We start from the raw sequence: 19,361 nt of genomic DNA, 5'->3' as shown, positions 1-19,361 counted from the left end.
AAACTGTCGTCCAACAGGTATTCGACTCCGACAGGGGTTCCGATGACGGCGACGCTCCCTCAGACCACCCTTACCGACGACGACGATCTCAGCGGGCTGGGCTACCGGCCCACCCTCCACCGCAAGCTCGGCCGGTACGCATCCTTCGCGGCGGGCTTCTCCTTCGTCTCCATCCTCACGACGATCTTCCAGCTGTTCGCCTTCGGCTACTCGTTCGGCGGTCCGGCGTTCTTCTGGACGTGGCCGCTCGTGCTGGGCGGGCAGCTGCTCGTGGCGCTGGTGTTCGCCGAGCTCGCGGCGCAGCTGCCGCTCTCGGGCGCGGTCTACCAGTGGTCGCGGCGCGTCGGCGGGGAGACCGTCGGCTGGTTCGCCGGCTGGTACATGGCGCTTGCGCAGGTCGTGACGGCCGCGGCGGCGGCGATCGCGCTGCAGGTGGTGCTCCCCCAGCTGTGGGACGGCTTCCAGCTGGTCGGCGGTGACCCCGCGCTGACGTCCGTGACCGGTGCGACCAACGCGGTGGTGCTCGGCGCGCTGCTGCTCACCGCCACCACGGTGATCAACTCGATCGGGGTCGGCATCATGTCGAGGATCAACTCGATCGGCGTGACCTGCGAGATCGTCGGCGTCATCGCGGTCGTACTGGCGCTGGCGACAGCTGCCCGTCGCGGACCCGAGGTCGTCACCGACACCTCGGTGCTCACCGCCTCCGATCTCGGCGCGACCGGGGCGTTCCTGGTGTCGGCGCTGATGGCGGCGTACGTGATGGTCGGGTTCAACTCGGCGGGAGAGCTGTCGGAGGAGACCCTCGACCCGCGCCGGACGGCCCCCCGCACGATCCTGTCGGCGCTGCTCGTCTCGGGTATCGGCGGCGCGTTGATGCTGCTCACGGCGTTGATGGCCGCGCCGAGCCTCACCGACGGCCGGCTGGCCACCGAGGGGCTCCCGTACGTCATGACGGCGGTGCTCGGCACGTTCTGGGGCAAGGTGCTGCTGATCGACGTCGCGATCGCGATCGTCGTCTGCACGCTCGCCATCCAGACCGCGGGCTCCCGGCTGGTGTTCTCGATGGCCCGCGACGGGCAGCTCCCCGCGGCGACGCACCTGGCGCACGTGGACCCGCGCCGCGGTACGCCGGTGTGGCCTTCAGTGGTGATCGGGGCGCTGGCGGTCGGGCTGCTCGCGATCAACATCGGCAACGCGGCGCTGTTCACGACGCTGAGCAGCGTCTGCATCGTGATGATCTACCTGGCGTACCTGCTGGTGTCGGTGCCGACGCTGATCGCCCGCCTGCGCGGCCGGTTCACGGCGAACGAACCCGGGCTGTTCTCGCTGGGCCGCTGGGGAGTGCCGATCAACATCGTCGCGGTGCTCTACGGCGCCGCGATGGTCGTCAACCTGTCGTGGCCGCGTTCGGAGGTCTACGACCCGACCGGGGAACACCCGTGGCTGACGTTCTCCGCACCCGCCGTCGTCATCGGTGTCCTGCTGCTGGGCCTGCTCGCGCGGCGGTCGCGGAAGGCGTCGGCATGACCACCGCGACGACGGCGGGCGCCCGGTCCCACGCCCGCGCCCAGCACGGACGGACGGTGCCGACCATGCGGCACGTGCCCCCGCCCAGCGGGCTGACCTGGTCGGAAACCGTAGCGTTCGGCCGCTACACGACGATGGCGCTGGCCCGCGGCACCCGGCTGCGCCTCACCGACACCGCAGGCGGCGCCTGCGTGTCGATGCTGCTGCACCGCACCGGCGCGCTGCACGAGCGGCTCAACGTGGCCGACACGGTGAAGGTGCCGTGGCAGGTCTACCTCGGCGCCGGGCACCCGCTGCTCAGCGACGCCGGCCGGCTCATGGCCACGATCGTCGCCGACAGCTCCGGCCACCACGACGCGCTCACCGGGACCACGACGCGCGCCGGCAACACCGAGCGCTACGGGGCGGGCGCCGCGCAGTCGGCATCGCCGGCAGGCCGCGAACTGCTGCTGCTCGGCGTGCTCAAGCACGGACTCGGACCACGGGACGTGCCGCCGTCGATCTCCTTCTTCCAGGGCGTGCGGGTCGAGCCGGGCGGCGCGCTCACGTTCACCGGTAGCGCCGGGCCGGGCACCGCCGTCGACCTGCTGCTGCAGATGGACCTGGTCGTCACGCTCGCCAACACCGCGCACCCCCTGGACCCGCGCGCCGAGTTCACCGGCAGCACGGTCGACGTCCACGCCTGGTACGCGCCCGACGACCTGGCCGCGCTGGCCACCGGCGAGCTCGGGCCCGAGCACCGGCGGGCACTGGAGAACACCGAACACGACGTGATGGCGAGGAATCCCCGATGACGGTCGTGCTCGAGGAGACGGTGGCCGCTCGCGCACCGTGGTCGGCCGTGGTGGCCGCAGGCGATGTGCTCACGATCGTCGACCTCCACGGCAACCAGGCCGTCGACTGCCTGCTCTACTCCGCAGCCGACACGGCCGTGCGCTACTCCGCTGCCGAGACGATCCGGCGGCAGCGTTCGATCGTGCTCACCACCGGCTCGGTGCTGCGCGCGGACACCGGCGCGGCGCTGATGACCGTGGTGGCCGACGAGGTGGGCGTGCACGACACGCTCGGCGGCGCCTGCTCGCAGGAGTCCAACACCCTGCGCTACGGCGAGCACACCCGCCAGCAGCACGCCTGCGTCGAGAACTTCCTGATCGAGGGCGCGCGGTGGGGGCTGGGCAAGCGCGACCTGGTCAGCAACATCAACTGGTTCATGAACGTGCCGGTCGATCCGGACGGCGCGCTGGGCATCGTCGACGGGCTGTCCGGGCCGGGGAAGCGGGTGTCACTGCGCGCGGAGATCGACACGCTCGTGCTGGTGTCGAACTGCCCGCAGGTGAACAACCCCTGCAACGGCTTCGACCCGACGCCGGTGTCGATGGTGGTGACCCGATGATCGTCCTGGTCGCCAACCGTGGGGAGATCGCCTGCCGGATCCTCCGCTCGGCCCGGGAGCTGGGCATGGGCACCGTGGCGGTGTTCTCCGATGCCGACCGTGGCGCCCCGCACGTCCGCCTGGCCGACATGGCGGTGCGGATCGGACCGGCGCCTGCCCGGGAGTCGTACCTGCGCGCGGACGCGATCCTCGACGCGGCCGCGTCGACCGGGGCAGGCGTGATCCACCCCGGGTACGGCTTCCTGTCCGAGGACGCCGCGTTCGCCACCGCTGTCGAGGCGGCCGGGCTGGTGTTCGCCGGCCCGACACCCGAGCAGCTACGTGTGTTCGGCACCAAGCACACCGCCCGGGCGGCGGCGCGGGCCGCGGGCGTTCCCATGATCGCCGGGTCGGACCTCCTGCCCGATCTGGCTGCCGCTCGCTCTGCCGCGTCCGACATCGGCTTCCCGGTGATGCTCAAGGCGACCGGCGGGGGTGGTGGCATCGGCATGACCGTCTGCCGCACACCCGCCGAGCTGGCCGCGGGCTACGAGCGAGTCGCTCGGCTGGCCGCGTCGAGCTTCGCCACCGCCGGCGTGTTCGCCGAGCGGTACGTGGAGCGCGCGCGCCACGTCGAGGTGCAGGTGTTCGGAGACGGCACCGGCCGGGTCGTCAGCCTGGGCGACCGCGACTGCTCGCTCCAGCGCCGCCACCAGAAGGTCGTGGAGGAGGCACCCGCGCCGGGGCTGCCCGACGAGATGCGCGCGGAGCTTCACCGCAGCTCCCGCGCGCTGTGCGCGGCGGTCGGCTACCGCAGCGCCGGCACGGTCGAGTTCGTCTACGACGCAGAGGGCGGCGCGGCCTCGTTCCTCGAGGTCAACGCGCGGCTGCAGGTGGAGCACCCGGTGACGGAGGCCGTCACCGGCGTCGACCTGGTCGCGTGGATGCTGCGGCTGGCGATGGGCGAACGGGACGTGCTGGCCGGCGTGCCCGACGCCGTCCCCGTTCGTGGATCTGCGGTGGAAGCCCGTGTCTACGCCGAGGACCCGGCGCGCGAGTACCAGCCCAGCGCCGGCACGCTGACGAACGTCCGGTACCCGGGAGGCGTACGCGTCGACGCGTGGGCGGAGACGGGCAGCGAGGTATCGACGGCCTACGACCCGATGCTGGCCAAGATCATCGCCACGGCACCGGACCGTGCCGGCGCGTTCACCCGGCTCGCCACGGCGCTCGCAGACACCCGCATCGACGGCATCGAGACCAACCTCGGCCTGCTGCGCGCGGCCGTCGTCGAGCCGGAGGTGCACGCCGCCCGCCACCACACCGACACCCTCGACGGGATCGGCGACGCCGAGCCGCGGATCACCGTGGAGCGGCCCGGAATGCTCACGACCGTGCAGGACTGGCCAGGCCGCATCGGGTTGTGGCAGGTGGGCGTGCCGCCGAGCGGACCGATGGACGACCTGTCGTTCCGGCTGGGCAACGTCGCACTCGGCAACCCGGAGGGTGCGCCAGGCCTGGAGGCCACGGTGAGCGGGCCCGCCCTGCGGTTCACGCACCCGACGTACGTGTGCGTGACCGGCGCCCCGGTGCGCGTGACGGTGAACGATGCCGACGTGCCGTGCTGGACGCCGGTGCTCGTCCCGGCCGGTGGGCAGCTCGACGTCGGCACCGCCGAAGGGCCCGGACTGCGCACCTACGTGCTGGTCGCAGGCGGGCTGGACGTGCCCGCGTACCTCGGCAGCGCGTCGACGTTCACCCTCGGCCGCTTCGGCGGTCACGCCGGACGGGCCCTGCGCACCGGCGACGTGCTGCGCACGGGGGCGGCCTCGACACCCGTCGGGCCGGTGGAGCACCGCCCGGCGATGAGCCGCGAATGGGAACTGGCGGTCACCGAGGGCCCGCACGGTGCTCCGGAGTTCTTCACCCGCGCCGACATCGACCAGCTGCACGCCACCGCGTACGAGGTGCACTTCAACTCGGCGCGCACCGGCGTGCGGCTGGTCGGGCCGCGACCGGCCTGGGCTCGACCGGACGGCGGCGAGGCCGGGCTGCACCCGTCCAACATCCACGACACGGCGTACTCGGTCGGGGCGCTGGACTTCACCGGGGACACCCCGATCCTGCTCGGCCCCGACGGACCCAGCCTCGGCGGTTTCGTCTGCCCGGTCACGGTGGTGGCCGCGGAGCGCTGGAAGCTCGGCCAGCTGCGACCGGGCGACACGCTCCGGTTCGTACCGGTCCGGGCCGTCGACGCACCGTCGCGAGCAGCGCTCCCGCCGCGCCGCCCGGCCCGCACGGGCGGCGACGGCGACGACGGCGTGCTGCGGCGCGGAGACGGTGTCACCTACCGCCGCTCCGGCGACGACAACGTGCTCGTCGAGTACGGCGAGATGGTGCTCGACCTCGGTCTGCGCGCCCGCGTCCACGCCCTGCACGAGCGGCTCACCGAGCTGGACCTGCCCGGCGTGGTCGACCTGACGCCCGGGATCCGGTCGCTGCAGGTCCACGTCGACCCCGACGTGCTGCCGGCGCCGAAGCTGCTGGATGCGCTGGTGGAGATCGAGGCCGACCTGCCGCCGACGTCGGCGCTGGTGGTCCCGAGCCGGACGGTGCGACTGCCGCTGTCCTGGGACGACCCGGCCACCCGGGAGGCGACTCACCGCTACATGGCAGGCGTGCGTGCCGACGCGCCGTGGTGCCCGTGGAACATCGAGTTCATCCGGCGGGTCAACGGCCTGGAATCGGTCGACGACGTCCACAGGACCGTGTTCGACGCCTCCTACCTGGTGCTCGGCCTCGGCGACGTCTACCTCGGCGCGCCCGTCGCAACGCCGCTCGATCCGCGACACCGGCTGGTCACCACCAAGTACAACCCGGCGCGGACGTGGACACCGGAGAACGCCGTCGGGATCGGCGGCGCCTACCTGTGCATCTACGGGATGGAGGGACCAGGCGGCTACCAATTCGTCGGCCGGACCACCCAGGTGTGGTCCCGGTTCCGCCCGTTCGACGCGGGGCACCCGTGGCTGCTGCGGTTCTTCGACCGGATCCAGTGGTACCCGGTGAGCGCAGCGGAGCTGCTGGACCTGCGGGCGGACATGGCCGCCGGGCGCGGGCACGTCGAGATCACCGACGGCGAGTTCTCGCTGGCCGAGCACGAGGCGTTCCTGGCCCGCGAGGCCGAGCCGATCGCCGCATTCCGGGCACGGCAAGCGGCGGCGTTCGCGACCGAGCGCGCGGCCTGGGCGGCTGCGGGCGAGTTCGACCGCACCGACGTAGCATCGGCACCGGTCGTGGACGCTGCGGCGATCACGGTCCCGCCCGGCGGAACGGTTGTCGAAGCCCCGTTCGTCGCGAACGTGTGGCGCGTCGATGTGCAACCCGGCCAGCACGTGGCGGCCGGGCAGGCGCTGCTCGCACTGGAGTCGATGAAGATGGAGACCGCTGTCGTCGCACCGCGCGCCGGGGTGGTCGACCAGGTGCTGGTCCGCGCCGGTTCTCAGGTGGACGCGGGTGAGGCACTGGTCGTGCTCACCGAAGCGCGGGCGGAGGCGGCATGAACCCCGGGGAACGAGTACGGGCCGCCTACCGCGCGATCGCGGCGGTCGACCGGCCGGAGATCTGGATCTCCCTGCGGCCCGAGGCGGACGCGCTCGCCGACGCCGCAGCCGTCGACCCCGGGTCGCCGCTCGCCGGCACGGTCGTCGCGGTGAAGGACAACGTCGCGGTGCGCGGCCTGCGCACCACCGCGGGCTGCCCCGCCTTCGGCGCGGTCGCGACGGCCGACGCAACCGCGGTTGCCCGGCTGCGGGCGGCAGGGGCGGTGGTCATCGGCACCACGAACCTCGACCAGTTCGCCACCGGGCTGGTCGGCACCCGCAGCCCGCACGGCCCGGTACGCGACGCCCGGCGCCCCGACCGGATCTCCGGCGGCTCCAGCTCCGGTTCCGCCGTCGCGGTCGCACTCGGGCTCGTCGACATCGCGATCGGTACCGACACGGCCGGATCCGGACGGGTCCCGGCCGCGTTGCAAGGGATCGTCGGGATCAAGCCCACACCCGGCGTCGTGCCCACCGAGGGTGTGGTGCCGGCGTGCCGGTCGTGGGACTGCGTGACCGTCCTCGCCAGGGATCTGCCCACAGCCGAAGCAGCGATGGGTGTCATGGCCGGCGGCGCGCGTAGCTGGCCCGCCGACACCCCGCTGGCCGCGCCGCCGGTCCCGCGCGTCGCGGTACCGCAAGGGCTCCCGGGCTTGCCAACCGCATGGGATGACGTGATCGGGTCGCTCGACGCCGCCGGGATCGACGCCGTGCCGATCGACATCGGCCCGTTCCTGGAGGCAGCGCGACTGCTCTACGAAGGCGGCCTCGTCGCCGAGCGGCACGCCGCCGTCGGTGGCTTCGTCGACGCACACCGCCCCGACGTCGACCCGGTTGTGGGCGCGATCATCGGGGCGGCCGGTGGCATACCGGCCTCGCGGTACGTCACCGACATCGCCAGGCTCGCAGAGCTGCGAGCCGTCGCGATGGCGGCCCTCGTCGGCCTCGACGGGCTGCTGCTGCCCACCGTGACCGAGCACCCGACGATCGAGGAGGTCGCCACCGACCCGGTGGGCGTCAACGCGCGGCTGGGCACCTATACGAACTTCTGCAACCTCTTCGACCTCAGCGCCGTGGCCGTGCCGGCGGGAACGATGGGCGACGCGCAGTTCGGGGTGACCGTGCTCGGCCGCCCGTTCTCCGACGCCGTCGTCGCCGACATCGCTCGGCGGATCATGATCCCGGCGACTCCCCCGCCGCTGCAGGCCGGCGGGCTGCCCGAGCCCGTCACGACCGCCGTGCCCTGGCCGATCACCGCCGGCGCGGCTGCCGTACCGCTCGTCGTCGTGGGCGCTCACCGCAGGGGGCAGCCGCTCGCGGCCGAACTGGAGCGCCGCGGCGCACGCTGGGACGGCATGGTCCGCACTGCGCCCACGTACCGGCTGCTCGCGCTCGACACCGTGCCGCCGAAACCGGGACTAGTCCGCGCCCCCGACGGCGCAGCGATCGTCGGGGAGCGTTGGATGATCTCCCCCGCCGGGCTCGGCACGCTGCTCGCCGAACTGCCGCCACCGATGCTTCTCGGGCCCGTGGAACTGGCCGACGGAACATGGAACGTGGGCTTCGGCTGCGCCGCGGACGTCACCGGTGAAGACATCACCTCCACGGGAGACTGGCTGGCGGCGCTGCGCCCGGGTTGATGTCCCGAACTGGGCTCGGCGGCGCCACCGAGCCGTGACGCTGCGCGTCCGACGCTTCGACCAGGCTCGTCGATGAGTCGCCGGACGACGAGCGCTGGGCGTGAGGGCCGGCTGTCTCCGTGCTGCCGTCATGCACGGAATGACCGGCGGCACTTCTCATGCCGCCGGCCGTCCGATCCCTAGCTCCCGTGTTGCGCGCCGACCGCCATGCTCCGAGACGCATCGCCGGCGCGACCTGCGCGAGCGTTTGCAATGGCGATCTTGGCAGGGTAGGCAGGGTTCTCGGGCGCCCACTGCGCCGCGGCCGCGTATTCCTGTGCGGCCTCGGCGTAGCGACCGAGGCGAAACAGACACAGGCCACGAGCATCATGCGAGAACTCGTGTATCAACTGCTCGTCGTAGGAGGGTCCGAGGTCCGGTAGCTCGGCCGGGTCGAACGCGAGAATGCGATCCAGCGGCACAAGAGCCTCGTCGTAAGCGCCACGACGGATCAGCGCGCGGCTGTGCAGCCACAGCAGCACGCAGTTATCGCCGTATAGTTCGAGCCCCTCGGCAAGCAGCGCTTCCCCGTGGTCGCCGTCGTGCTCACGCATCCGCACAAGATCGGCGTAAAGCAGAACTGCCAGAGGATCCCGCCATGGCTTGGCGCGGGCCACCAGCAGGCCGCCCTCCAGCACGCGTTCGGCCTCACCCGCGTCGCCCAGGCCTTCCAGAACACGGGAGAGGTGGTGCCAGACGAACAGGTTGTCGGGCTCCACCTCCAACTGGCGGCGCAGCAACGGCAGGTTGCGCAGGTGCTTGCGGGTCTGGTCACCCTCGTAACCGAAGTGGACGAGTTCCAGGTCGCAGGGCAGGATCCTCCGGCCGTCCGCGTCGGCGACCGCATGGATCGCCGGCACCACCTTCTCGTGGATCATCCCGTCGAACCGGATCCGTGGATCGTTGCGCCACAGCCGGTACTCCCGATACGGCGTAGCTCGAGGCGAAGGACGCAGCAACAGACGAAACGCCAAGGCGTCCGTCCGGCGCAGCAGGGCCTCTAGAGCTGCCCGCTCGACCGGTTGCAGCTGTTCGTCGGCGTCGATGTAGAGGATCCATTCGCCGCTCGCTGCGTCGAGCGCGGCATTACGCGCAGCGGCGAAGTCATCGCACCACTCGTAGTGGTGGACAACCGCGCCATGGGCTGCCGCGATCGCCGGCGTCTCATCGGTTGATCCGGTGTCGACGACGATCACCTCATCGGCGATCGACTGCAACGACCGCAAACAGTCACCAAGGAATTTCGCCTCATTGCGGACGATCATCGCCGCGCTGAGCAGGGGACGGGTTACCACAGTGATGTCCTGGCCCCGCTAGTCGCCGCACCGCTCGTGGGCGACCTTCTTGTGGTCGACCCACTTGTGGTCGCCCTTGTCGTGACCGGCCGGTCGCGTCTGGTTGGGGAACGACTGCTTGGTGATCTGGTTGGGGAACGCCTGGTTGGGAAACGTCTGGTTAGGGAACGTCTGGTTAGGAAACGTCTGGTTAGGGAAGGCCTGATTGGGAAATGTCTGATTGGGACAGGTTTGACTTGGTGCGGCGAGCGCAACAGAGTTCATGCTGAAGGCGCCGACCACCGGCACCATGAAGGCGGCGGCAGCCATCTTCTTGATGAAGGCGCGTCGGTTCTGTGAAACCGACTCCAGAAAGTCAGCGCGAAGCGGATCCTGACCTTGCATGGGGTCCTCCCTGCCATGTCATCCGAACCGGAGATCGCAGTGTTCCGCTCAGGTGGCGGGCTCGTCCATATCGGTCACACGGTGGTGGTGATCGACGAATCGTTCCCCACGCGCTGCCGCGATCACCGGAGTCTCATCGGTTGATCCGTGTCGACGACGATCATTGCCGCCCCAGAACGGGACGGCGGCGATCTTGATAAAGGCGGAAGCGACCAGAGGAGATCAGAACCACGTGGATTCTGATCTCATACAGGAAATCTCCCGGCCATCTCACCCAAACGAGATATGTGGCATCGTTGCGATCCTGTGGTGCGAGGATCATACTTCGCCACTTGTTGGATACGACGCGCCGACCACCTGTAGTGGTCCTGACTCCGATCACCCCCCAACTCACCGGGAATGGGTTGGCGATGCGTGTTGCCCGTGTCGTCGAGTCCGCCGCCGAGGATCGTGAGGTGGTGGTCGTCGTCGTTCCCGTGGCGGGCGAGCCGCTGGGCAATGCGACGATTCCCGGAGTGCAGCGGGTGGTCCGGATAGAGCCCGGGGCCGGGGCCAACCCGCGGCCCGCTCTGATCAGGATGCTCGCCCAACCGGAATGGCGCGATCGGCTGCAAGTGTCAGGCATTCTCCCTCGGGCAGCGCGCGCAGCACCCCCGATGCTTGCCGATGACATCTTCTCAGCGCTCGGCCGTCCGACCGGGTGGGCCGTGCACGTCGCGCGGGCCGGCCTGGCCCCGCTCGGGGTCGCGCTAGCCGAGTTGCTCGACGCCCCTTTCGCGACGTTGGACCTGGATGACGACGACGAGTCGCTGCTTCGACGCCTCGGTGAGCATGCGGAGGCACACGCCCACCGGAGGTTGCTGTCCGCCTTCGCTGGATGCTTCTCCGGGATATGGCTTGCGGCCCCGCAGGAGGCGGCAGCCGTAGCAGCCCGGCACGGGGTCCCGACGGCGGTCCTCCCCAACGCCATTCGCATCCCGGCGAGCCCGCAGCATGTGCCGTCGAGTCCGCCGGACCTGTTGTTCGTCGGAAACCTGTCGTACCAGCCGAACGTCGACGCGGCGACCGCCCTGGTGGAGCAGGTGCAGCCCAGAGTCCGAGAACGCACGGGACTACCGATCACCGTGTCGGTGGTCGGTCATCACGGCGGCGACCCACGAATCCTGTCGCTGAGCCGGCACCCCGGGGTGATGGTTCGAGGATTCGTGAATGACCTGACGGAGCTGTATGCGCGAGCGAGCGTCGTCGTCGCTCCCCTGACGGATGCCGCGGGCACCCGGATCAAGCTCCTCGAGGCCTTCGCGCACACGGTTCCGGTTGTCGCGACACCCGCAGCCGCCGCCGGTCTCGCTGTCCAGGACGGCACCCACCTGTCCGTGGGCCGGACCTTCGCAGAGCTCGCCTCGCACGTCGCCACGTTGCTGGCCGACCCGCAGGCGGGCGCCCGGATGGCCGGCGAGGCTCGGCGGTACGTCGAGGAGAACCACTCCCCGCCGGTCGTCGCCGCGCAGGTGCACAGCCTGCTGCGTATGGCGGCAGAAACGGCGGAAAGGGCCCACCCTGACGGGCCCGCGCGGACCACAGGACGCATTCCGGTCAGCCAGGCGGCCATCACCGAGACCGAATCAGCCGGCTGATACGTCGTGGCGCAAATCGTCAGTACTTCGGGCGCGCCTGGCTACTTCGATCCGAAATGGGGCGCGCTCGGACTCAGCTCACCAGTCCCTGGCGGGTGAGCGCCTCCAAGCAGCCCATCGTCGCTTCCAGCGGCGGGTCGGTCAGCCCGAACGCGGCCGCCACGAACCCGGCGATCGCGTCCGCATCATGTGTGCCGTCACAGAACTGGAGAACTACGGCGGCCGAGTGGTTGAGGTGATGGACCGTGTCCGTGGACTCGGAGAAGACGACCATCCCGTCGTCGAGCTCGTTGAGGTCAAGCCCTTCGACTATCTTGGGCTGGACTGAAAACATGATCACTCCTGACGGCTTCGCCCGTACACCCGGCTCGCTGGAGCGCCGAATATAGCCCATTTCCTTGGCGGCGCGTCGATGCAACCGATCCGTTACACCTAATGCATTACCTTGCCAACGAGTCATGCGGCAATGAACCGACTTTACCGGGGCTGCCCCGAGCTGCTGTTCATGGTGATCCGCCGGTTGTGCGGGGTGGCGAGTCAGCTGCTGGTCCGGTGACTGGTGATGGACGTCGCCGTGACGGTGCCGTCATCGGCGATCGTGCCGGCAACGGACACCGTCACGCCCGCGACGAGCCCACCGAGCCCGTCGGTCGTGATGGTTGCGGTCGGAGGCACCGTCACGGTGACCACCTTCCCCGCGACGTCGGTGAGGGTGAGTGTGGAGCCCGAGATCGACTTCACGGTGCCGATCGCGACCGGCGAGGCAGACCCTCGGGCGCCGCCCGTCGCGCCGGCCGCCGCTGTGCCGTCCGCCGTCGGCCCGCCCGTGGTCCCGGTTCCGCGGCCGCGACTGGCGGCCGATGCGGCCACCAGCCCCTTGTCGTGGGCCTTCTGTACCGCAACTCCCCCGGCGAACGTCAGCGCGGCCACGATCAGCGCGACCAGCACGGCCGTCAGCCGGTTCGTTCGCCTGGGCGTGTCCCAGTTCTCGGCGAACAGGTCGTCGTCGACGGGGTCGAGGTCGTCCGTGGGCTCGGGGCGCAGCGCGACCGTCTCTTCGTGGGGCCATCCGGCCGGCGGCATCGGTGTTCGGTCGTCAGCAGGTGAGGACACCATTCGTTCCTCCGTCACTCGTACTTCAGGGCGTCGATCGGGCGCAGCGACGCGGCGCGGTTCGCGGGATAGATGCCGAAGAACAGCCCGATCGCCACCGAGACGCCGAACGCGAGCACCACCGAGTACGGCGCGACGATCAGATGGAACGTGCCGAAGCTCAGCTGCCCGACACCGACTCCGATGAGCACGCCGATCAGGCCGCCGAACACCGAGAGAAGCACTGCCTCGAGCAGGAACTGCCCGACGATGTCGGCCTTCTGCGCGCCGATGGCCTTGCGGATGCCGATCTCGCGGGTCCGCTCGGTCACGGTCACCAGCATGATGTTCATGACGCCGATGCCGCCCACCAGCAGCGAGATCCCCGCGACCCCGCCGAGCAGGATCGTGAAGATCCCGGTGATCGAGCCCAGCGCCGCGAGGATCGAGCTCGGGTTGAAGACCGAGAAATCCTCGTTGGCCGCCGTCACGTGGTGGCGGGTGTTGAGGATGTCGGTGACCTCGTCCTGCGCAGCACCGACGACGTCGGCCGAAGCGGCTTTCACCGTGATGCTGCTGACCGTGCCGTAGCCGGTCAGGGTGTCCTGCACGGCGGTCAGCGGGGCGATCACGCGGTCGTCCTGGTCCTGCGGGCCGCTGCTGCCTTTTGCCGTCAGGATCCCGACGATCTCATAGGCGCTCCCGTTGAACTGGACGGTCTGCCCGACGATGGACAGGCCGTCGCCGCCCACGAGGTCGGTGGCCACGGTGGTGCCGAGCAGCGCGATGCGGCGCCTGGCCGTGTAGTCGGAGCCGGTGATCGCGACGCCGGCCTGCAGGGTGTCGTTGTTGTTGACCAGGTAGCTGGGCGTCGTGCCGGTGAAGGTGCCGACCGTGTGCGAGGCGCCCTCGAAGGTCGCCGCCACCGACGGGGCGGTCACCACCGGGGCGACCGAGACCACGTCCGGTGCGGGCGTCGGGTCCACAAGGGCCTCCGCATCCTGCAGGGTGAGCTGCGGCTGCTGAACGAGCGCGCCGTTGTCCACTGTGGACGACGCCGCCGCGCCGGGCCTGCCCGCGCCGCCCGCCGCTCCGCCGGCCCGGGCCGCGCCGCCCCCGCCGAACGCACCCAGGCCGCCGCCTCCGCGCGCCCCGCCGCCTCGCCCACCCGCGCTCGTCGACGTGGACGTGATCGTGAGCGTGTTGCTGCCCAGGGAGCTGACCGAACTCTGCACCGACGCGCTCGCGCCCGTCCCTGCCGCGATGAGGATGATCACGGCCGCGACGCCGATGAGGATGCCGGACATCGTCAGCAGCGACCGCAGGTTGTTCGCCATCACCCCGCGGACGGCGAAGCGGGCGCACTGCCGCAGGTTCACGAGGTGCCCCGGGCCGCAGACAGGCGGTCCGCCGACCAGCGCGGGGGTGGGCTCGATACAGGCGCGGAACGCTCGTCGGAGCGCAGCTTCCCATCGCGCATCCGCAGCACCCGCTTGGCGTGCTCGGCCACTTCCTCCTCGTGGGTGATCACCACGAGCGTGCGGCCGGCGACGTTGAGGTCGTCGAAGAGCGCGAGAACCTCGGTGGTGCTGTGGCTGTCGAGCGCTCCGGTCGGCTCGTCGGCGAGCAGGAGGACCGGGTCGGTACAGATGGCCCGCGCGATCGCCACACGCTGCTGCTGCCCGCCCGACAGCTGCGACGGTCGGTGGTTCGCGCGCGTCGCGAGCCCCACCTGGTCGAGCGCGGCCAGCGCCCGGCGGCGACGCTCACCGGGCCGCACCCTGGCGTACGCCAGGGGCAGTTCGACGTTGCTCACCGCTGCCGTCCGCGGGATCAGGTTGAACGACTGGAAGACGAAGCCGATCTTGCGGTTGCGGATGACGGCCTGCTGTCGCTCGTCCAGACGGCGGGTGTCGACGCCATCGAGCAGGTACCGCCCCCGGGTCGGGGTGTCGAGGCAGCCGATGATGTTCATCAGCGTCGACTTGCCGGAGCCCGACGCCCCCATCACCGCGACGTAGTCGCCGCGCTCCACCAGGAGGTCGACGCCGTCCACGGCGCGAACGACGGTGTCGTCGCTGCCGTAGATCTTGGAGACGCCCTGCAGCGCGATGACCGGGCGCGCCGGGCGGGTCACCCGCGTCACCCGCCGGCCCGCGGGAAGCCGGCGCCGGCGCCCGCCGCGGTGGGAGCGGTGGTGCTGGGCAGCACCAGCACGTCACCGGCCTGGACGCCGCTGGTGATCTCGGTCTGGGTGTCGCCGACGAGCCCGATCGTCACCGGGACGACCGTGTCGGTGCCGGTGCGCTGCACCGTCACGGTGTGGCGGTCACCGAGCGAGGTGATCGCCAGATTCGGTGCCTCCAGCACATCGGTGGCGGACCCGGCAGTGATGTTCAGGCTCGCGGTCGAGCCCACGCCGACGCCCGGCGGCGCGGTGTCGAGGGAGACCTGGATCGGGTAGAGCACGACGTTGTTCGTCACCGTGCTCTGCGGCGTGATCTGCGTGACCGATCCCGTGGCCGTGGTGTTGGTGGCCGGGAACGTGATCGTGGCCTTCTGGCCGAGCTTGATCTTGGCGGCATCGGCCTCGGCGATGTTGGCCGTGACCGCCAGCCGGCTGAGGTTGGCGATCGTGATGAACCCGCTGCCCGCCGACGTCGCCGCCGCGGAGGCCGCGCTGCCGGTGGAAGACCCGGTGCTGGTGCCGCTGGTGGTCGACGCGCTCGGCCCTCCGCTCGACGACTCACCCACCTTCCCGTTGACGGCCAGCACGACCCCGGCCTGGGGCGCGAGCAGGCTGGTCTGATCGACGCCGAGCTGGGCGTTGTCCACTGTCACCTGTGCCTCGTCGACGCTGGCGGCGTAGCCGGCGATCTGGTCGTCGGTCATCGGGTGCAGGTCCGCCTGCTGTGCGAGCTGGGCGTTGGTGACCAGGCCCTGGTCGGTGATCACCGTCTGCTTGGCGGTGGCGATCGCCTGGTTGTCCTTGAGGAGGGTGTCGTCCTGGGTCTGCTGGGCCGTGGTGACGGCCTGCTGATCGGCGTCGACGGTCGTGGCCTGGGCCTGCTGGGCCGCGGTGACGGCGACCCGGTCCTTCTGGAGGACGGAATCGCGGGTCCGTTCCGCGTTGTCGAGCGCCTGCTGCTGTGAGTTGCAGTCCGTGCGGGTGAGGGTTGTGAACGCGATCGGGGCGGCCATCGTCGGACGAGGTGTCGCCGTCGGCGGAGGTGCCGTCGTCGGACGAGCCGGAGCCGGCGGAGAAGGTTGCGGCGGAGGAGGCGCCACCGATGAAGAAGTCGCTCCCGTCGTCGTGCCCGCGCTCTGGCAGGTCTTCAGCGCTTGCTGAGCCTGCTCGACGGAGGCCTCCTCATTCGCCTCGTCGACACCGAGCGACGCCTGCGCGCTCTTCACGCTCGTGTCCGTCGAGGCCTGGTCGTCGGAGAGCTTCTGTTGCGCGTTGCTGATCGCCGTGGCGGCAGACGTGGTGTCGAGGCCGAGCTGGTTCTGCGCCGTCGTCACGTTCGCGTTGGCGCCGTCGAGCTCGGCCTGGGCCTGGGTGATCGCCGCCTTGTCCTGCTCGCTCTTCACCGCCGTCGGGCCCGAACGCGCCTGCGCCAGCGCCGCCTGCGCGCTGGCGAGCTGGGCCCGAGCCGTCTCGAGGCTGCCCTTCGCGCTGGTCGGGTCGACCGTCGCCAGCACCTCCCCGAGGGTCACGGTGTCGCCCGCCTTCACCGTGACGGCCGTGACGGTGCCCTGGGCCTGGAAGCCCACCGGCGTGCTCACCGAGGACTCGGTGTTGCCGCTCCCCGTCACGCTCGACGTCACCGCGCCCCGGACGACCGCGGCGGTACGCACGGCCACGGTCGGGGTGCTGGGGTTACCGATGAGGGCGAAGGCGAGCACGATCGCGAGGATCAGCAGCACGATCAGGATCAGGTTGAGCCACTTCGTACGCGGCGTCATGGCGTCGAAGCGGGAGCGCAGCCGGCTCCACCGCGAGGGCGGCGGGCCTGCGGGCTGGGCGGCGATGCGCTCCGTCACCATCTCGCTCACGCAGCGCCTCGACCGAACGTAGATCACAACTCAGCATGACGTCCTCCTCGAACAGGTCTCCCACGATCACCGCGGAGCGACGCGGAGCGTGGCGCCGAAAGATCGGAATCACCTGTGGACCTACTGGGAGAACCCACTGAGTTGATCTCGGGCGAGGGCCGCGGCGGCCCCCGGTGGCCGTAGCTCCAGCCACCCCGCGTGACCCAGGCCGGCCGGCACGATCACAGCCTGCTGCAGCTACTGCTTCCACTCGATGTGGGCGGAGTCCCGGTCGATCTCCTCACCCTTCGGTCAGCGGCCCTTCGAGGTGCTGCGGAGAACCGTCATCGTGGGAGCAGGTCGAGTGCGGCGCGACGGCAGCACCCCGCCAGGTGGGCTGGTTACTTCGAGCGGCCCGGCATCCGGCGGGAGTGCGAACCGGGGTTCGAGACGCCGGCCGGGCGCTATCTGCCGATTTCCCCCGTTGCGAGCCGCCGCCTACTCGAGGCGGGACTGGCAGCGGGCGTAGTTGTTCTGCAAACTACTCCGGCGCGGCACTTCCGATTTGCCAACGACGACAAAACGGATTCGAGGTCACGATGGGACAAGGTGCGCCGTCGACTCGTGAGATGACGGTCGTGCTGGACGGATACTCCTTCCTGGAGTGTCCGCGGTGGCATGACGGCCGGCTGTGGGTCTCCGACTTCTACACCAACCAGGTTGTGGCGACCGACGGTCGCGGTCACGTCGAGGTCGTGGCCGAGGTGCCGGGCCAACCTTCCGGGATCGGCTTCCTTCCCGACGGGCGCGCGCTCATCGTGTCGATGCGTGATCATCGGATCCTGGTGCGCGATGAGTCAGGGTCGCTCGCCGAGCACGCCGATCTGTCCGGCGCGGTCTCGGGGGTGCTCAACGACATGGTCGTCGACGATCGCGGACGTGCCTTCGTGGGCGACTTCGGCTTCGACCTCATGGGCGGGGCCCCGTTGCGCTACACCACGCTCACGCGAGTCGACACGGACGGGACTGTGGTCACCGTGGCCGACGACCTGGGATTTCCGAACGGCATGGTGATCCTCGGCGGGAATGTGCTGGTCGTGGCGGAGACGTTCGCCGGGCGGCTGACCGCGTTCGACATCGCCGAGGACGGCGGACTGAGCAATCGGCGCGTGTGGGCCCAGTTCGGTGAACCGCCGCAGACCGAGGACGTCGGAGAGGCCGTCGAGCAGCTCCAGGTCGGTCCTGATGGCATCTGTGCAGACGCGGAGGGTGCGATCTGGGTGGCTGACGCCCTCAACGCTCGTGTGATCCGGGTGCAGGAGGGCGGCGCGATCCTCGACGAGATCGCGACCGGGCTCGGGGTCTTCGCCTGCATGCTCGGCGGTGACGACGGCTGCACCCTCTTCCTGTGCGCTGCTCCTTCTTTTCCCGAGCACGAGCGCCGGCCAGTTCGTGAGGCACAGCTCATGGCTGTCCGTGTGGACGTTCCCCACGCAGAGTTGCCCTGATCGTCGACCACCGACCATCTTCGGGTGCTCCAGACCGACGGTCCGTAGCACCCTTCCGATCTGTGGAACGGAGGCTCCTCATGGAGGTGTCTTGCGCTTTTCCGACTGCACTGGACTCCCCTGACAACATTGCCCTGGCCGAGCAACTGGGATACGCGCGAGCGTGGGTCTACGACACGCCCCAGCAGAGCCCGGACGTGTGGATGACCCTGGCGCTGGCCGCCGAACGAACCGAGCGGATCGGTCTCGGTCCGGGTGTGCTGGTTCCCAGCTTGCGACACCCGATGGTCAACGCTGCGGCCACCGCCACCCTCGCCGCGCTCGCTCCGGGTCGTGTCTCGATCGCCTTCGGCACGGGGTTCACCGGCCGCCGCGCGATGGGATACCGCGCAATCACATGGGCGTACATGGAGTCGTACATCCGCGCGTACCGCGGGCTGTTGCAGGGCGAGGTCGTGGAGTGGGAGGGGGCGCAGATGCAGATGCTGCATCCCGATGGGCATGCGCCCGCACGCCCGGTCGACGTCCCCATCCTGGTCGGCGCGCTGGGTCCCAAGGGCCACAAGGTGGCCAAGGAACTCGGCGACGGGCTGTACGTGACTCTTCAGCTGCCCCCGTTCGTCAACGAGTACTCGTGGGTGCCCAACCTCGTGTGGGGGACGGTGCTCGACGAGGGAGAGGCCACCGACTCCGAACACGCCCGGCTCGCCGCCGGCCCGGGGTGGGCGTTGGCCTATCACGGGGCCTACGAGTTCGGGGGGCCCGCCGCCGTGCAAGGCCTGCCGGGCGGTGCGGAGTCGATGGACGTGGTGAACAGGACTCCCGACGATCGACGCCACCTCGCGGTTCACGCGGGTCACTGCGTCGAGATCGGTGAAGCCGATCAAGCGGCATGGGACGCCGGCGGTCACGCGATCCTTCGGGACGTGACGATCAGCGGCACTCGTGATCAGGTCCGGCATCGCCTCGACGAGTTCGCCTCGAAGGGCGTCACCGAGATCGTGTTCCAACCATGCGGGCCCGACCCCCGGGCCGAGCTCGAGAGGTTCCTCGACGCCGCGACCGGCTGATCGCGACCTTCGCTCCGAAGTTGCCGTGGTCGTCACGGCCGGCCCGTCGGAACACCCAGGCCCCGTGATCGGCGTGGATCACTGTCCCGGCCACGCTCAGCGCGTTCGTCGCCGGTGCGGCGATCTGACTCGAGTCGATCGACCGGCCGGGTCAGGC

Annotated in this window: 15 protein-coding genes; 8 read left to right on the top strand and 7 right to left on the bottom strand. The window is 70.4% G+C overall.

Annotated features, from left to right (window positions below; all coding sequences use genetic code 11):
* The first annotated feature begins 42 nt into the window (after positions 1 to 42).
* Genes MMF94_RS34540 through atzF form a run of 5 tightly spaced genes read left to right on the top strand, consistent with a single transcriptional unit; the run spans position 43 to position 8,144 of the window.
* Positions 43 to 1,530 carry an amino acid permease gene (locus MMF94_RS34540; protein ID WP_241041657.1) on the top strand — a complete coding sequence of 496 codons (1,488 nt, stop codon included), beginning with the start codon at positions 43 to 45 and terminating at the stop codon, positions 1,528 to 1,530.
* Entirely contained in the window at positions 1,527 to 2,324 is a 798-nt protein-coding gene (locus MMF94_RS34535) for an urea amidolyase associated protein UAAP1 (RefSeq protein ID WP_241041656.1), read from the top strand. The genes MMF94_RS34540 and MMF94_RS34535 overlap by 4 nt, the downstream gene beginning before the upstream one ends.
* Positions 2,321 to 2,923, top strand: coding sequence for an urea amidolyase associated protein UAAP2 (locus MMF94_RS34530; protein ID WP_241041655.1), 603 nt, complete (start codon positions 2,321 to 2,323; stop codon positions 2,921 to 2,923). Before MMF94_RS34535 ends, MMF94_RS34530 begins: the two co-directional genes overlap by 4 nt.
* The gene (uca, locus tag MMF94_RS34525) at positions 2,920 to 6,465 is read left to right on the top strand and encodes an urea carboxylase (protein ID WP_241041654.1); all 3,546 of its coding nucleotides are present in this window, start codon (positions 2,920 to 2,922) and stop codon (positions 6,463 to 6,465) included. Before MMF94_RS34530 ends, uca begins: the two co-directional genes overlap by 4 nt.
* Positions 6,462 to 8,144 (top strand): allophanate hydrolase, encoded by a 1,683-nt coding sequence (gene atzF / locus MMF94_RS34520; protein WP_241041653.1) that lies wholly within the window; start codon positions 6,462 to 6,464, stop codon positions 8,142 to 8,144. Before uca ends, atzF begins: the two co-directional genes overlap by 4 nt.
* 179 nt (positions 8,145 to 8,323) lie before the next feature.
* Here the strand turns inward: atzF and MMF94_RS34515 are convergent, their stop codons facing one another.
* On the bottom strand, positions 8,324 to 9,478 hold the full coding sequence (locus tag MMF94_RS34515) for a glycosyltransferase family 2 protein (RefSeq protein WP_241041652.1): 1,155 nt from the start codon (positions 9,476 to 9,478) through the stop codon (positions 8,324 to 8,326).
* A gap of 18 nt (positions 9,479 to 9,496) precedes the next feature.
* A complete protein-coding gene (locus MMF94_RS34510) occupies positions 9,497 to 9,862 on the bottom strand; it encodes a hypothetical protein (RefSeq protein WP_241041651.1) in 366 nt (121 codons plus the stop codon).
* Between the two features lie 410 nt (positions 9,863 to 10,272).
* On the opposite strand from MMF94_RS34510, the gene MMF94_RS34505 reads away from it, so the two are divergent.
* Entirely contained in the window at positions 10,273 to 11,499 is a 1,227-nt protein-coding gene (locus MMF94_RS34505) for a glycosyltransferase (protein ID WP_241041650.1), read from the top strand.
* A gap of 73 nt (positions 11,500 to 11,572) precedes the next feature.
* Here MMF94_RS34505 and MMF94_RS34500 read toward each other — a convergent pair whose 3' ends face one another.
* From MMF94_RS34500 to MMF94_RS34480, 5 genes are all read right to left on the bottom strand, one after another.
* Positions 11,573 to 11,833, bottom strand: a complete 261-nt coding sequence (locus tag MMF94_RS34500) for a PqqD family protein (protein ID WP_241041649.1) — start codon at positions 11,831 to 11,833, stop codon at positions 11,573 to 11,575.
* Positions 11,834 to 12,036: 203 nt separating this feature from the next.
* Entirely contained in the window at positions 12,037 to 12,612 is a 576-nt protein-coding gene (locus tag MMF94_RS34495; protein WP_241041648.1) for a hypothetical protein, read from the bottom strand.
* 14 nt (positions 12,613 to 12,626) lie between these two features.
* Positions 12,627 to 13,970 carry an ABC transporter permease gene (locus MMF94_RS34490; RefSeq protein ID WP_241041647.1) on the bottom strand — a complete coding sequence of 448 codons (1,344 nt, stop codon included), beginning with the start codon at positions 13,968 to 13,970 and terminating at the stop codon, positions 12,627 to 12,629.
* Positions 13,967 to 14,728, bottom strand: a complete 762-nt coding sequence (locus tag MMF94_RS34485) for an ABC transporter ATP-binding protein (protein WP_241041646.1) — start codon at positions 14,726 to 14,728, stop codon at positions 13,967 to 13,969. Before MMF94_RS34485 ends, MMF94_RS34490 begins: the two co-directional genes overlap by 4 nt.
* A 5-nt stretch (positions 14,729 to 14,733) precedes the next feature.
* Positions 14,734 to 16,647, bottom strand: a complete 1,914-nt coding sequence (locus tag MMF94_RS34480) for a hypothetical protein (protein WP_465269987.1) — start codon at positions 16,645 to 16,647, stop codon at positions 14,734 to 14,736.
* A gap of 608 nt (positions 16,648 to 17,255) precedes the next feature.
* Here MMF94_RS34480 and MMF94_RS34475 point away from each other — a divergent pair.
* On the top strand, positions 17,256 to 18,134 hold the full coding sequence (locus MMF94_RS34475) for an SMP-30/gluconolactonase/LRE family protein (protein ID WP_241041645.1): 879 nt from the start codon (positions 17,256 to 17,258) through the stop codon (positions 18,132 to 18,134).
* A gap of 80 nt (positions 18,135 to 18,214) precedes the next feature.
* Entirely contained in the window at positions 18,215 to 19,204 is a 990-nt protein-coding gene (locus MMF94_RS34470; protein WP_241041644.1) for an LLM class flavin-dependent oxidoreductase, read from the top strand.
* Positions 19,205 to 19,361: the final 157 nt, after the last annotated feature.

The sequence above is a fragment of the Pseudonocardia alaniniphila genome (genome assembly GCF_022524485.1).
GTDB lineage: Bacteria > Actinomycetota > Actinomycetes > Mycobacteriales > Pseudonocardiaceae > Pseudonocardia > Pseudonocardia alaniniphila.
The sequence above is the reverse complement of the archived record's forward strand: the minus strand, read 5'-3'. Positions and strand labels throughout refer to the sequence as shown.